Source organism: Fibrella rubiginis (genome assembly GCF_017353185.1).
Classification (GTDB): domain Bacteria; phylum Bacteroidota; class Bacteroidia; order Cytophagales; family Spirosomataceae; genus Fibrella; species Fibrella rubiginis.
In genome coordinates this window covers 32,619-47,742 of record NZ_JAFMYV010000007.1, presented here as the reverse complement: position 1 = coordinate 47,742, position 15,124 = coordinate 32,619, and the positions used below count along the sequence as shown (strand labels likewise).

Sequence of the window (15,124 nt, the reverse complement as noted above, 5' to 3'; positions counted from 1 at the left end):
CTGTCCCTATTTGTTCAGCGTAATGTTCCCGGCGGCGTTATAGCGAAGTTCTTCTTCGGCCAGCATCAGGCGCACGGTCTGGGCCAGCTCCTGCTCATCAGTTTGGCTAAAATAATGGGCCAGTTGGCGGGGCGTGACGCCTTTGTCGCGAGCGAGCGAAACGTAGTTCCGAACGGCTTCACGCACCTCTTTTGGCACTAGTGTACCGTTTTCGGCCCGCTTTTTATTGGCAATGCAGTTATCGCATACGCCACAGACAGCATCGGTTTCTTCACCGAAATAATGTTGCAGTATCCTGGTGCGGCACTGGGTCTGATGCTGAGCATAATCGACTGATGCCTGGGCTTTGTCAAGTGCATGCTGGCGACGCTGGTTTAGCCCCTGCACATCGAAGGGAAGCGCACGGGCGTCGTGACGGGGGGTGAGGTAGGTAAGCTGAGGTTTATCCGTTTGCTTTTCATACAGCAGTACTTCCCGCTGGGCCAGTTGCGTCAACAACTCAATCACTTCGTTCTCCGACACTAAGTACGCCCGCGACAGGTTGCCCTCCGAAATAGGGGTGAAGTCGGTGAAGAGTTCGCCCCCGTACATGCGCATAAGCAATTTGATAAACGGGTCGAAGCGAGGATTCATCACCTGGAACTCGTAGAGCGACCGGTTGTCCATGTTCAGCACCACGCGCGATGGCCGGAAATAGGCTTCGCTGAGGTCAATGTAGCCCGCCAGTTGTAGTTGCTTCAGCGCATAATGCGTGTCTTGCGGCGGCAGGTTAAACGTGCGCGTGAAGTTGGCCAGATCGAAATCATAGGTGGTCAGCTCGCCCCCACCCGTGGGCACGGCAGTATAATTGGCCAGAGCCTGGTATACCCGCCGGATGAGTTCAACAGGTGGGTACTGCTGCTCTGTTTGCTGAATAACCCGCTGACAGTCGGCAGTAGAATACAATAAAACGGCATAAGCCTTTTGCCCGTCTCGTCCGGCCCGGCCGGCCTCCTGGTAATAGGCCTCCAGGGTGTCGGGTGGTTCCAGGTGCACCACCACACGCACGTCAGGTTTGTCGATGCCCATACCGAAAGCGTTGGTAGCCACCACCACGCGGGTGCGGCCCGACATCCAGTCATCCTGCTTCTGCGAACGTTGGGGGGTGGTCAGTCCGGCATGGTAGAAATCGGCAGAGATACCCTGCTGTACCAGCCATTCGGCCATTTGCTGGGTCAGGCGGCGGCTGCGAACATAGACAATGGCCGTACCGGGCACGTTGGTCAGGATCGTGAGCAGGCGGGCTTCTTTGCCTTCTTCCAGCCGCGCCGAATAAGACAGATTAGCCCGCGCAAACGACTGGCGGAACGTTTTGAAATTGGTGCGAAAGTCCAGTTTTTCCGTGATCTCGGCCTGCACGGCGGGTGTGGCCGAGGCCGTCAGCGCTACGGTGGGTATAATACCCGTCAGTTTTTCGCGGAACTCGGCAATTTGCAGATACGGTGGCCGAAAGTCATGCCCCCAGGCCGAAATACAGTGTGCTTCGTCAACAGCTAACAAGCAAACTTTCATCTGCTTGGCGCGTTCAATCATGATCTCGGTGCGGAGCCGTTCGGGCGATACGTAGAGGAATTTGATATTGCCGTAGATACAATTATCCAGTACGGTGTCGATCTCGCGGTAGTGCATACCGGAGTAGATAGCTGCCGCCGCAATGCCCCGCCGCCGTAGCTGAAGGACCTGGTCTTTCATGAGTGCAATCAGGGGCGTAACCACAATGCAAACCCCCTCCATGCCCAGCGCGGGTACCTGAAAACAAATGGATTTGCCCCCACCGGTGGGCATGAGCACCAGCGTATCAAAGCCGTCGAGGATGGCGCTGACAATATCTTCCTGCAAGGGCCTGAAACTGGAATAGCCCCAATAGGTCTGAAGAAGCTGGCGTGCGGTCATAGTCTGCCAACAAATTTAACACACCAGCCTGCCAACCCGAAAGACAATTAACCCTCTTGTCTGTTTAGAAAGCAACTCTCTGCCAGTAATTGGCGTAAGTAGCTAACAGGTGAGACGAACTGATACAGAGGCAAGACCCATGGAAAAAGTAATAAAAACAGATGAAGAGTGGCGGCAAATACTCACACCCGAACAATTCCGAGTGACGCGCCAAAAAGGTACCGAGCGACCCTACACGGGCGAATACTGCGAATCGAAGGAGCCGGGCATCTATGCCTGCGTATGTTGTGGTACAGACTTGTTCGAGTCGACCACCAAATTTGAGTCAGGAACGGGCTGGCCCAGCTTCACGGCTCCGCTGCAGGAAGATCGGGTGCGGCTGGAGAAAGACTACAGCTACGGCATGTACCGGGTTGAAGTGCTTTGTAACATTTGCGACGCACATTTAGGCCACGTGTTCGATGATGGCCCCCCGCCAACGGGCTTGCGCTACTGCCTGAATTCAATATCTTTGGTATTAAAACAACCCGAAGTTTGATTGTACTACGTCTATGATAAACCGCTACGTGCTGCGCTGTTTGGTGGGAATCCTGTGTCTGATGACCGGCTCGGTGCTGGCGCAAAAAAAACAGACAAGAACCCATGACCTAACTCCCTACGAAAATTTTGCCCTGCGTAATCGCACCATCACCCCCGACCCCATCATTTGCTATGGGCTGCGGAAAGATGCGTTTACGACAATTGCCGCCCCAGCTAATTTTGCCAAAGCCCGCCGCGCGCCAACGTCCACATTTATCGTTGATTACGTAGGCTACCCCGCCGACGCCAAAGCTGCGTTTCAACGCGCAGTTGATATCTGGTCTACATTGATCGTCAGCCCCGTACCCATTCGAATCAAGGCTAACTGGACGCCGCTGGCCAGTGGCTCTGGCTTTGTTACGCTCGGCAGCGCACGCCCAGCCACCTATTTCGGCAGCCCCGACGGTGCCCAGAAAGGCAACGCCTATTATCCAGTGGCTCTAGCTGAAAAAATTGCCCGGAGAAGTTTAAACAGCCCCGATAGCGCCGATATCGTTGCCAATTTCAATAGTAACAATAGCTGGTATCTGGGCCTCGATGCTAAGCCAGGGCCAGGTACAACTGATCTTGTGTCGGTGGTGCTTCATGAACTTGGCCACGGGCTTGGGTTTACCGGGTTTATCCGGGCTGATGCAACAAATAGGGTGGCCGACAACTCAGTAACTGCCGTCTTTGATCAGTTTATTGAAAACAACACCGGCATACGATTGGCCGATCCGCAATCCTTCTCTACAGCCAGCCTCCTCTATAATCAGTTGGTAGGCCGTAATCTATACCTGAACGGACCTGTCTTGCGTCAAAAAACTGGAGACAGGGCGAAACTCTACGCGCCCACAACTTATAGTTCCGGTTCTACGCTTTACCATCTGGACGAAACCACGTATCCTGCCGGGACACCCAACTCACTCATGACGCCCAACATTGCCAATGCCGAGGCTATTCAGAACCCTGGCCCTATTGTGCTGTCGTTTTTTGAAGACATGGAGTGGAAGACAACGTCTCTGTTGCACGATCCCATTGATGACCGCGAGACAGGTGGTGATGTGGTGGTGCGGGCAAGAGTTATTAGCGACACCACACTGGGGGCTACACCGCCGCAGCTTCGTTACCGCATAGGCAACCCTACCAACGCCGATACCACCTACCAGAACATTACCATGACGCTCACAGGTACCGCGAATGGGGTACAGTCGTTTAGTGCGGCTATACCGTCGGCGGCCGCGCAGGCAAAAACGGTATATTATCTCCGTACCAATGATGGCGTTGGGCGCACCTACACTAACCCAGGGCGCAACATCAACAACGTGCAATACTATTATGCATTTACTACGGGCGTTGACCGGGTTGCCCCAAAAATTACCCATACCCCCGATCAGACAGTGCTGTTTGCGGCGGCTGCCGATACGATTCCCATTATCGCCAAAGTAACCGATGACCGACGCTTAACGCGCGTTATTGGTGCCCGGCGCAAAGTGGGTATCGACACCGTTTACATCGAATACCAGATCAACGGACAGGCTAAGCCCATCGTGCCCATGCTTCTGCTATCACAGGCCGACAGCCTTTGGGGCCAAAACCTGATTATTCCCCGCAATACATTGAAAGCGGGCGACAAGATAAGCTATCGGATTGTGGCCCGTGACCTGGCAGCCGTTAGTAACCAGGCCGTCAGTCCTGCTACGGGTTTCTACGACATCACCATTGTTGGGCCGCAGGCAACCGTACGTACTCAGTATGTAAATGACTTCGCCAATGTTACCACATCGACGGCTGATTTTGTAGGCAGTGGGTTTAGCGTAACAACGCCCGCTGGATTCAGTAGCCCCAGCATCAACTCCGACCATCCCTATAAAAACGGAAGTGACGCCTTCAACGAAGCGAATTTCACCTACACGCTATTGGCTCCCATTAAGGTAAAGGCCAACCCCGACAGTGCTAAAATCAAATTTGATGAGATTGTGCTTGTAGAACCAGGCACTGCCGGTACCGTCTACGGTGATGCCGAATTCTTCGACTATGTTATTGTGGAGGGAAGCAAAGACAATGGCCGTACCTGGTATCCCCTCATCAATGGCTATGATTCAGGTAACAACAGCACGTGGCTGGCTGCCTGGAACGCTTCCCAGGTACCAGGCTTACCAAGCGAGACAAACTCGGGTACCCTAGGCACACCAGCCCTATTGAAAAGCCGGTCATTTGGTATCCAGGATCAGGGTTATTTCCGGGGCGACGACATTATTTTAGTCCGTTTCCGCCTCTTTGCCGACCAACTGGCGCACGGTTGGGGCTGGCAGGTAGACAACCTTCAGATACAGGTACCACCGCCACCGCCAATTTTGGCTACTGAACCCACGCCCACTATGGCGTTCTCGGTGTATCCAAACCCAGTTTCGGGTACGATGCGTGTTGCGGCTGAGTTAAGCCTGCCTGCCACTGAGGCCACCCTCACACTAACGTCGCCTACTGGGCAATCGCTCCGGCAGGTGGCGGTGCCGGTGAGTGGCCGGAAACTGGCAGAGCAACTTGATGTGAGCCAATTACCCGCCGGATTGTATTTCCTGCAACTGACTGCCGGCGACATTAAACAGACCAAGAAAATAATGGTAGTGAAATAAAAGGAAGAAAGCAGAAAGGGATAAAGGAGAAAAGAGCTTGCAATGGCATAAACACGCTGATGCAAGCTCTTTTCTCCTTTATCCCTTTCCTGCTTTCTTTCATTACTCCTCCTAATGATATGCCTTTCCTCTGCTCACTTCGCCTGACCCGGCTGGCGTGTTTACTTTTGTGCATGACTGCTTTTCATCAGATTCAGGCGCAAGACTTGGCCCGCCGCCTGTTCGACGCCCACGAAGCTTACAAAGACACCACCTTTACCCACCGTCGGTTTAAGCACAAAGCCATCCTGCCTGTTCTGGAGAAACTGGGCAGTCCCCTGTCCGTTACCCAGGTTGGCACATCGTCGGAAGGACGAAGCCTGAATTTGGTGCGAGCCGGAACGGGTCCCGTGCCTGTGCTGATGTGGTCGCAGATGCACGGCGACGAAGCCACCGCCACGATGGCCCTGTTCGATTTATTTCGGTTTTTACAAGCTTCTGGCGACGGGTTCGACGACATGCGCCAGACCATTCTGGCTAAAACGACACTACACATGCTGCCCATGCTCAACCCTGATGGGGCCGAACGTTTTCAGCGGCGAACTTCCGTTGACATTGACATGAACCGCGATGCCCTGCGGCTGCAGTCGCCAGAGTCTGTGGTGCTGAAAAACCTGCAGCAGACGCTAAAACCGCTGGTTGGCTTTAACCTGCATGACCAAAATCCACGCTACAGTGTAGGCAACACGGGTAAGCAGGCCGTGGTGTCTTTTTTAGCCACCGCCTATGACCAGGACCGGAACATTAACGAAGTGCGTAAACGGTCTATGCAATTGATCGTGGGCATGAACCGCGTGTTGCAGCAATTTATTCCAGGTCAGGTGGCTCGCTACGACGATGACTTTGAACCCCGCGCCTTTGGCGATAATATTCAGAAGTGGGGCACCACGTTGATCCTGATCGAATCGGGTGGGCAGGTAGACGACGTAGAAAAAATGAGTATCCGGCGGCTCAACTTTGTGGCTATACTCACCGCGCTCAACGCCATTGCCAACGAAACGAACATCAACGAAACGCCCGCCGAATACCAGGCAATTCCGGAAAATGGCCGTGCCCTGTTCGATCTGCTCATTCGCAATGCTACGGTGGTGCGTAATGGCAAGCCCTACACCGTTGACCTGGGTATTAATCGTTACGAAGTAAACACTGACTCGGCGCGGGCATTTGCCTATCGCAGCACCATCGACGACCTCGGCGACCTCTCTACGTTTGGTGGCCTCACCGAATTCGATGCTACCGGCCTGACCCTCACCCCTGCCCGCCTCTACCCCGACACCCTTGCTTCCCCTGCTGACCTGCGCAAACTCGACGTGGTCAAGCTTCGGCAGGAAGGCATCGTAGCAGTGAAGGTACGCACGGCAAAACGAGGTAGTTTTCCTCCGCAGCCGCTCCACGTTTTGTGGGAAGGAAAGCTCCCCGGACGCCCGCCGGGACTGGGTCAAGTGGCTACTTTTTTACTAAAAGAAGGAAATTCTATAAAAAAAGTGGTCTTAAACGGCTTTCTGGACGAATCTGGTAATGGAATTATTGATTAGTAGTTGCTTGTCAATCAAAATGGTTATCTTTGAAGCTTCTACTAAATAAGTGTATGAAAACAGGTACAGTTAAGTTTTTTAACGAATCTAAAGGATTCGGTTTTATTGTTCCCGACGGTGGCGGTGAAGACGTGTTTGTTCACATCTCAGCCCTTAATGGTTTGACTCTGCGTGAAAACGACAAAGTTACCTACGAAGTTGAACAAGGTAAGCGTGGCCTCAATGCAGTAAACGTACAACGCGCTTAGTCGTTGTTGTTCGTACTGGTTTAGCGATACAAGCCTGAAAGAGTGCTTGTACAACGTCTCAAATAAGATTTACGGCTGCCGAGTAGCTGTAAATCTTTTTTTTTTGCCCCTGCTCCCGGTTTAAAACCGGTTGAGCACCCGTTCTACACCCAGCACATAGCCTGACCCGAAAAGGTTGACATGCACCAGCAGCGGATACAGGTTGTAGATCGGAACACGTTCAGTGAAGCCTGGTTCCAACGGAAATAGCTCTTCATAAGCCTCGTAAAATTGGGGATCAAAACCGCCAAACAAGTGTGTAAAGGCTAATTCCGCCTCGCGAAAGCCATAGTATACCGCCGGATCGACAAGGGCCGGGCGGCCGTCTTCTGTTACTAACACGTTGCCCGTCCACAGGTCGCCATGAAGCAATGCAGGGCGATCTACAGGAAGCAGGCCAGGCAGGCGTTCACGTAGCCGGAAGAGCGCGTCGTAAGTTGATTTACTCAGTAAACCGTTGTAGAGTGCCTGTCCGGCCTGTGGCAATAGTCGCTGATTGAAAAAGAAGTCGTAGCCATTATCTGTCAGCGTGTTCCGTTGCACTAATGAGCCGATGAAATTGTCGTGATCCAGCCCAAACTGTGGTTGCGTGTAGGCGTGCAGATGAGCCAGTTGGTGACCCAACTGGATCCAGTAAGCAGGGGATGCACTCCGCAGGCCGTCGGCATCAGGTTCTAAATACTCCAGAATCAGGTAAGCTCGTTCACCGAGACGTCCATGACCAATTTCGGCTGGTACGCGGATAGCGTTGGTGCTACGAAGCCGGGCTAAACCAAGGGCCTCCACAGCAAACAGATCGTCGCCCGCGGCCATTGGCTCATCGATACGCTGCCGACCGGTACCACTTAGATTAGCCTGATTCCATTTTACAAAAAACGCCCCTTCCGACGTGAATACCCGCGCTGCCGTGTTGATGTCACCTCCGCTCAGAAACTGCGCGTCGAGCACGTCAACAGATGCTCCCAGATGCTGGTAAAGAATGGTTTCAAAAAAATCAGTCTGTTCGTTTCCCCAAAAATGCATGACTGTATAACCTGCTAAAAACGAAAAAGTCTGCCCCTGTACACAGGAACAGACTTTTCAAGGCACAAAGCCTGAGTTTGCTTTTACTCCACCGTCACGGACTTAGCCAAGTTGCGGGGCTGGTCTACGTTGCGGCCACGCATGACAGCAATGTCGTAAGCCAGGAGTTGCATGGGAATTACCGAAATTAGCGGCATCAGCATATCGTGGACTTTCGGAATTTCAATGGTAAAATCAACCATTGTGGGCAGGTGTGTATCACCTTCGGTGACGACGGCAATAACACGGCCTTTGCGAGCTTTTACTTCCTGAATATTTGATACCACTTTCTCATACGAACTATCCTGCGTGGCCACAACTACCACCGGCATGTCTTCGTCGATAAGAGCGATGGGTCCGTGCTTCATCTCGGCGGCGGGGTAACCTTCGGCGTGTATGTAGCTAATCTCTTTTAGTTTAAGGGCCCCTTCCAGCGCCACGGGGAAGTTCAAACCACGGCCCAGGTAAATGAAATTGCGGGCGTAGGTGAAGATATAGGCGATCTCCCGGATTTTTTCGGCACTTTGCAACACACGCTCTACCTTAGCCGGAATGGTCTCCAGTTCGGCTAAAAGCTGCCGAAACAGGGTATCGGAAATAGCCCCTTTACGCTGGGCCGCCGCCAGGGCCATCATGGTCAGCACGGTTACCTGGGCAGTGAAGGCCTTTGTACTTGCTACACCAATCTCCGGTCCCGCGTGAGTGTAAGCACCGGCATGGGTAGCCCGCGCAATAGATGACCCCACCACGTTGCAAACTCCAAAGATGGTAGCTCCTTTTGACTTAGCCAGTTCAATAGCCGCCAGGGTATCGGCCGTTTCACCTGACTGCGAAATGGCAATCACGATATCACCCTCTTTAATGATTGGATTGCGGTACCGAAACTCCGACGCGTATTCTACCTCAACGGGAATTCGGGCCAGTTCTTCGAAGATGTATTCGGCCACCAGACCGGCGTGCCAGGAAGTACCACAACCAATAATGATAATCCGCTTCGACTTGGCCAGCTTATCCATGTAGTCGCGGAGGCCACCGAGTTGCAGTGTGCCTTCGTCGGCGTTGACGCGGCCCCGCATGGAGTCGGCAATGGAACGTGGCTGCTCAAAGATTTCTTTGAGCATAAAGTGCTCAAAACCACCTTTTTCGATAGCCGCCAGTTCCATCTCCACTTTCTGGACGTAGGGCGTGGTTTTGGTGTTTTCGAGGTTAACAATACTCAGCTTACCATTCTGCACGTTAGCCACCTCATAGTCGTTGAGGTAGATCACGTCTTTGGTGTATTCGATGATGGGCGAGGCATCGGAGGCAAAAAAGTATTCGCCTTCACCCACGCCAATGACCAGCGGGCTACCCTTGCGGGCGGCCACCAGTTGAGTGGCGTCTTCGGCATTCATGACTACAATGGCGTAGGCGCCGGCCACTTCCTGCAACGCCAGACGCACGGCCTCTTCCAGCGTCCCCCCGGCGTTTTCCCAGATGTCTTCAATAAACTGTCCCAGTACCTCCGTATCGGTCTGACTCGCGAAGGTATGCCCCTTGCGGAGCAGTGTTTCCTTAATAGCCGCGTAGTTCTCAATGATCCCGTTATGGATGATGGCCAGCTTGCGGTGAAACGAATAGTGTGGGTGGGCGTTTACGTCATTGGGCTCACCGTGGGTGGCCCAGCGCGTGTGTCCCATGCCAATAGTAGCCTGCAACGGCTTGTCAAGCAATTCCTGCTCAAGAGCCGACACTTTACCCTTCTTTTTGTATACGGTTAGTCCATCACCGTTGTTCAGGGCTATACCGGCACTGTCGTAGCCCCGGTATTCGAGGCGTTTAAGTCCTTTAATTACAAGGGGGCAGGCTTCCCGATGCCCCACATAAGCCACGATGCCACACATAGGCCAATACGTTTTATGAGTGAACGCAAAACCCCATCCTTTTTCGAGATGGGGTTTTACAATTAGTTCGAAGTGGTATAGAAGACAATCAATTTCACACTGGCCTTTCCATCCAGCACCATTCGCCAGACCCGATCTGTTAGTACGGATTGAGTAGCATCAATAGTGCCAGACTGCGTAGAGGGAAACAGGTTGCCGCCAGGCGTTAGAATGGCTAATCCGGCACCGGGACTGACGCCCGACACCACGGACTGCAAATAGCCCCCCAGATTAAATGTATACGAGTTTGTTCGCGTGTCGAGGAAGGCAAGCTGCGGAGAAACAAAACTACTACCCAGGCGATTTAAGGGACCGACTGACTGCACTGTAAAGAGATACGCCCCTCCCGATGTGATGTCAGTGCGCGTGAGTCGATTTTGGTCATTTACTTCCGACAAGACCATGTAGGGCGGCAAGAACAGCTTAGGGTTTTCTGTTGGCACTGGCGTAACAACCAGATCAGCCCGATTGATCGCGATTCGGCCCGATTTGATCAGGTTAGTCAGCGTCGGAAACTGCAGTTTGGTCGTAATGCCTGTACCCGGTTGTACATACGTACGGCCCGTAGTTGTAACAGGCAGGCTCTGTCCTGGCTTTAGCGACGCCAATACGCCTGTGCGATTGCTGGTAATCTGGTTGAAACGGCGACCTGTAAACGTGAATACATAACTTCTCCGTGTACTCTCACCCTGAACATGATAATAGACAATGACGCCCGAACCATTCGGTGATACACCCAAAACAGCTGCTTGGGCGGCTGTAACAGATTTTATTTCGAAATCTCTGGCAATGGCACGCCGAAAACCGGTAGGATCAGTCAACAGACCTGTAGCCGTTGAAAAAAGGGCCGCATTCGTGTTGGCTAGTGCTATCAGCTCACGGCCAAGTGAGGCATCAACAGGAATAAACACGGTGGAATCTGGACTAGATGGGCGAGGCTGTATTCTGCGTCGAGCCACGATTGTGTTTGACACCCCTACGGAACTGCTGATGTCGTAATTACCCTGACGCAGACTATCTGTGGTACGCGAAACAACGATTTCCTGCGGCACCGTCGTGTCACCATACCAGGACCCTGTTAACGAAACCTGCATACGAGTGGAATCGAGCACAATCCGGCTGGCAGCCGTCGCGTTTGTTGTACCTGAGTCAGTAACAGCAAAGGTGCCGTTTAGCTGCAACTGGGCATAGCTTTTGGCTTCTATCTGTCCAAATTGTGGATCAGTGTAACGGCCAACCAAAAGGTTACTTTGATTTTGGCTCCGCACCGAATCAAACTGGATCGTAGTGCGGGTAATGGTGAGGGTATCGGTATAGAGAACGCCCACCGGAGTGGTGGGCGCTAAACCTATCTCTTTGGGTTCCTCACAAGCCACCACAGCGGCCAGCAAACTCACCACAATGGCCAATTTAGCTGGCCAGAGCCGTGTAAATATTGAAATAACGCTCGGTAACGTTGATTTCGGCGTCGGGGAGGTCGAGTTTGTGTTCGGCAATTTCATTCAGAATGGTAGTCAGACTATCGTTTTCGGTTTCGCCAGCGTTCACAACGGCGTCAGCATAAGCACAACCGATTTTAATAAATCCATTAAAATCACCCGTTTCGAGGTGGGCCATCATGGCATCATCGATGTCCATCATTTTGGCTTTTTCAACCAAATTACCCGCGTGAAAACGATGTTCAAATGAATTGTTATAGACCGTAAAGACCGATTTTGTGTCCTTAAACATCGGGTCGTTCTTATAGGTCGTTTTCAAATACAGCGGAATCAGAGCGGTCATCCAATCATTGCAATGCACGATATCGGGCGACCAGCCTAATTTTTTTACTGTCTCCAGCACACCTTTGCAGAAAAAGATAGCCCGCTCATCGTTGTCATCGTAGAACTTGTCTTCTTTGTCGTGGAAAACGTACTTCCGGTGGAAATAGTCTTCGTTGTCAATGAAATAGACCTGCAACTTAGCGGTGGGAATTGAGGCAACCTTGATAATCAGAGGCTTCTCTTCGTCGCCCACTGAAATGTTAATACCCGACAACCGAACTACTTCGTGAAGGCGGTTTTTGCGTTCATTGATTAAGCCAAAACGCGGTACTAAAATGCGGATCTCCATGCCCCGTTCCTGCATCTCCTGCGGCAACTTTCGCACGAAATCGGCCACGTCAGAGGTTTTGAGGAAGGGGGTAATTTCGCTGGCTACGTACAAGATGCGAAGTTTGCTCATAAAGGCAAGTGGGAGATAGTTTATGCGTCTTTACCTTAAAAACTTGCAAAATTAAGCAAAAAAATACCACATTTCAATACATTTCCCCCAAAATAATTACAATTTCCTCATTCAACGCCAGTCGATTTTTGCGGGTAATTTTCGGTTGTTCCGCGTTCGTTTTTACTCATTACCACATGCTTCGTTTCAATTCTATTTCTGCTTTACATGCGCACTTAACTGCTGTTCGCCAAGCAGGCCAAACCATTGGTTTTGTGCCCACCATGGGCGCACTTCATGCAGGTCATCTTAATCTGATTGAGCAGGCCAGAGAGGCTTGCGACGTAGTAGTGTGCAGCATTTTTGTGAACCCCACGCAGTTTAACAACCCCGCCGATCTGGCCCGTTACCCCCGCACCCTGGAACAAGACGCTGCCCAGCTCGAAACGGTTGGAACGGATGTACTTTTTTCTCCGTCAGTCACCGAAATGTACCCCCAGCCCGCCACACTCCGCTTCAACTTCGGCGCCTTGGAAACGATTATGGAAGGGGCGTCGCGGCCCGGTCATTTCAACGGCGTTGGCCTGGTAGTCAGCAAGTTGTTTCACCTGGTACAGCCCGATAAAGCATTTTTCGGGCAAAAAGACTTGCAGCAGGTAGCCGTGATCAAGTGTCTGGTGCGCGATCTGAATTTTCCGCTCGAACTGATCCGTTGCGCTACGGTTCGTGAAGCCGACGGGCTGGCTATGTCGTCGCGGAACCGATTACTTTCCCCCAAGGAAAGAGCCGAAGCGCCAGCCCTGTTTCAGGCTCTCACGCTGGCGCAGAATATGCTGCTGGACGAGGCAACCCCCGAACAGGCCAAAGCCGCTGTAGCCGACTACCTCGATGGGTGGCCCGCGTTTAAACTGGACTATATTGAAGCCGTCAACGCCGACAGCCTACAGTCTGTTAGTGAGTTGCAGCCTCCCGGTCAAACCGCCCTCTGCATTGCCGCTCAACTAGGTAATGTACGATTGATTGATAATGTAGTTTTCTGAGTCCAACGGCTAACCTCCTTTAATCTACACACTCCCGCCTTGTGTCAATAATAGCCTGGATTTTCCAGACGTTGTTAAGGCGTACAAGGGTGAAAGCGTTGGCACCGCAGTGATGGCGCTGGTCTTTCAGAAAAAATTTGTAGGGAATAAAAGCCGTGGCAAGGTCGCCATCAACCATGATCTGGTAAGGGTCGATAACCTCGTTTAAGTCGCCGGGTTTGGCTTTGCCAATGGAGGTAGCGAAGCCTTCTATCGGCTCGTTGCGCACACTTACTTTGCCGTCTTTGTTCACCACCGACTGTAGGGTGGCCATGGGCGCAAATGCCTTTCTGACAGCGGCGGCATCGGCTTTTTTCATGCCCTCGAACAGGTCGTCGACGGCCTGCATAATACCTGCCTCGTCTTCCGGCGACGCTTCCATGGTCTGGGCAAATCCCGCAAAGGGGAGAAAGAGGAGCAGGAGGAGGATTTTCATGGAAGTTGACCCTAGATTGGGCGGGTCGCCCAATCTAGGGTCTATTTATTTCCTAAATATACTGATTCACGATCATTTCATACAGTTCCTGCTGGCCGCTGCGCTGGGTTACTTCGCCGTTGTCGATGGCATACTGGCGCAGGTCTTCGAGGGTGAGCTTACCCGCTTCGAAGTCGGCACCGGCACCGCTGTCGAAACTAGCATAGCGGTCGGTGCGCAGCTGTTTGTATTTTGATTTGCCCAAAATAGCCTCGGCAGCAATGGCGGCGCGGGCGAAGGTGTCCATACCACCAATGTGAGCAATGAAAATATCCTGCAGATCGGTCGAGTTCCGGCGGGTTTTGGCGTCGAAATTGACCCCACCCGACTTGAAACCACCCGCTTCCAGGATGACCAGCATGGCCTCGGTCAGTTCATACACGTCAACGGGGAACTGGTCTGTATCCCAGCCGTTTTGGTAATCACCCCGGTTGGCGTCAATGCTGCCGAGCATATTGTTGTCGGCGGCTACCTGCAGTTCATGCGCGAAGGTGTGGCTGGCGAGGGTGGCGTGGTTAGTTTCGATGTTCAGTTCGAAGTCATTCTGCAAACCGTGTTTATTCAGAAAACCCACCACCGTAGCCGCGTCGAAATCGTACTGGTGCTTGGTAGGCTCCATCGGCTTGGGCTCGATATAGAACGAACCGGTGAAGCCCTGTTTACGGGCGTAGTCGCGGCTCACTTGCAGAAACTTACCAAGGTGTTCGGTTTCGCGCTTCATGTTGGTGTTTAGCAGCGACATATAACCCTCACGACCTCCCCAGAAGGTATAGCCCCGCCCACCAAGTTCGATGGTGGCGTCGATAGCGTTTTTCACCTGCCAGGCTCCGTGGGTGAGTGCGTGAAAATCGGGGTTGGTACTGGCCCCGTTCATGTACCGTTCGTGCGAAAACAGATTGGCCGTGCCCCAGAGCAGTTTCACGCCGCTGGCAGCCTGTTTTTGCTTCAGATAGTCGACCACCTTCCGGAAGTTAGCCTCAAACTCGTGGTTCGATTTGCCCTCTGGCGATACGTCGACGTCATGAAAGCAATAATACTCTATACCCATCTTGGTACTAAATTCGAAAGCGGCATCTGCTTTCTGGTAGGCGGCCCCCAGTGGATCGGTGCCCGCCATGGCATCCCAGGGAAAGTGTTTCACGCCCGGACCAAACGGATCGGCACCGGTGCCGCAGAAGGTATGCCAGTAGGCCACGGCAAAGCGGAACAGGTCTTTCATGGGCGTACCCAGAATAGTCCGGCTGGGGTCGTAGAACTTAAACGCCAGCGGGTTATCAGAGTCACGGCCTTCGTAGGCAATAGGATTTTCGACAAAGGGGAAATACGCTTTATCGCCAAGGGTTAGCTTAGTTTGAGACATAATCAGGGTAAATAAACAGGATCAGCATAAAGTTACC

12 protein-coding genes are annotated in these 15,124 nt (G+C 52.5%); 5 read left to right on the top strand and 7 right to left on the bottom strand.

The window, feature by feature from the left end; genetic code table 11:
• Positions 1 to 6: 6 nt before the first annotated feature.
• Positions 7 to 1,932 (bottom strand): RecQ family ATP-dependent DNA helicase, encoded by a 1,926-nt coding sequence (locus tag J2I47_RS14445; protein ID WP_207365303.1) that lies wholly within the window; start codon positions 1,930 to 1,932, stop codon positions 7 to 9.
• A 139-nt stretch (positions 1,933 to 2,071) separates the two neighbouring features.
• Here J2I47_RS14445 and msrB point away from each other — a divergent pair, with 139 nt between their 5' ends.
• The 4 genes from msrB to J2I47_RS14425 all read left to right on the top strand — a co-directional run bounded on the left by msrB (position 2,072) and on the right by J2I47_RS14425 (position 6,948).
• Positions 2,072 to 2,470: a peptide-methionine (R)-S-oxide reductase MsrB gene (gene msrB, locus J2I47_RS14440; RefSeq protein WP_207365302.1), complete on the top strand. Its 399-nt coding sequence runs from the start codon at positions 2,072 to 2,074 to the stop codon at positions 2,468 to 2,470.
• A gap of 13 nt (positions 2,471 to 2,483) precedes the next feature.
• Positions 2,484 to 5,126: a T9SS type A sorting domain-containing protein gene (locus tag J2I47_RS14435; protein ID WP_207365301.1), complete on the top strand. Its 2,643-nt coding sequence runs from the start codon at positions 2,484 to 2,486 to the stop codon at positions 5,124 to 5,126.
• A 173-nt stretch (positions 5,127 to 5,299) separates the two neighbouring features.
• Positions 5,300 to 6,700, top strand: a complete 1,401-nt coding sequence (locus tag J2I47_RS14430) for a M14 family zinc carboxypeptidase (RefSeq protein ID WP_207365300.1) — start codon at positions 5,300 to 5,302, stop codon at positions 6,698 to 6,700.
• Between the two features lie 53 nt (positions 6,701 to 6,753).
• The gene (locus J2I47_RS14425) at positions 6,754 to 6,948 is read left to right on the top strand and encodes a cold-shock protein (protein ID WP_207336764.1); all 195 of its coding nucleotides are present in this window, start codon (positions 6,754 to 6,756) and stop codon (positions 6,946 to 6,948) included.
• Positions 6,949 to 7,068: 120 nt separating this feature from the next.
• On the opposite strand, the gene J2I47_RS14420 is transcribed toward J2I47_RS14425, so the two are convergent.
• From J2I47_RS14420 to J2I47_RS14405, 4 genes are all read right to left on the bottom strand, one after another.
• Positions 7,069 to 8,010 (bottom strand): fructosamine kinase family protein, encoded by a 942-nt coding sequence (locus tag J2I47_RS14420; RefSeq protein WP_207365299.1) that lies wholly within the window; start codon positions 8,008 to 8,010, stop codon positions 7,069 to 7,071.
• Positions 8,011 to 8,093: 83 nt separating this feature from the next.
• Positions 8,094 to 9,932, bottom strand: a complete 1,839-nt coding sequence (gene glmS / locus J2I47_RS14415; RefSeq protein ID WP_207365298.1) for a glutamine--fructose-6-phosphate transaminase (isomerizing) — start codon at positions 9,930 to 9,932, stop codon at positions 8,094 to 8,096.
• 62 nt (positions 9,933 to 9,994) lie between these two features.
• On the bottom strand, positions 9,995 to 11,371 hold the full coding sequence (locus J2I47_RS14410; protein ID WP_207365297.1) for a DUF4270 family protein: 1,377 nt from the start codon (positions 11,369 to 11,371) through the stop codon (positions 9,995 to 9,997).
• Between the two features lie 10 nt (positions 11,372 to 11,381).
• Positions 11,382 to 12,194: a glycogen/starch synthase gene (locus tag J2I47_RS14405; protein ID WP_207365296.1), complete on the bottom strand. Its 813-nt coding sequence runs from the start codon at positions 12,192 to 12,194 to the stop codon at positions 11,382 to 11,384.
• Between the two features lie 176 nt (positions 12,195 to 12,370).
• Here J2I47_RS14405 and panC point away from each other — a divergent pair, with 176 nt between their 5' ends.
• Positions 12,371 to 13,213: a pantoate--beta-alanine ligase gene (gene panC, locus J2I47_RS14400; RefSeq protein WP_207365295.1), complete on the top strand. Its 843-nt coding sequence runs from the start codon at positions 12,371 to 12,373 to the stop codon at positions 13,211 to 13,213.
• A 19-nt stretch (positions 13,214 to 13,232) separates the two neighbouring features.
• Here panC and J2I47_RS14395 read toward each other — a convergent pair whose 3' ends face one another.
• Positions 13,233 to 13,688 carry a nuclear transport factor 2 family protein gene (locus J2I47_RS14395; RefSeq protein ID WP_207365294.1) on the bottom strand — a complete coding sequence of 152 codons (456 nt, stop codon included), beginning with the start codon at positions 13,686 to 13,688 and terminating at the stop codon, positions 13,233 to 13,235.
• 52 nt (positions 13,689 to 13,740) lie between these two features.
• On the bottom strand, positions 13,741 to 15,087 hold the full coding sequence (gene xylA / locus J2I47_RS14390; protein ID WP_207365293.1) for a xylose isomerase: 1,347 nt from the start codon (positions 15,085 to 15,087) through the stop codon (positions 13,741 to 13,743).
• Positions 15,088 to 15,124: the final 37 nt, after the last annotated feature.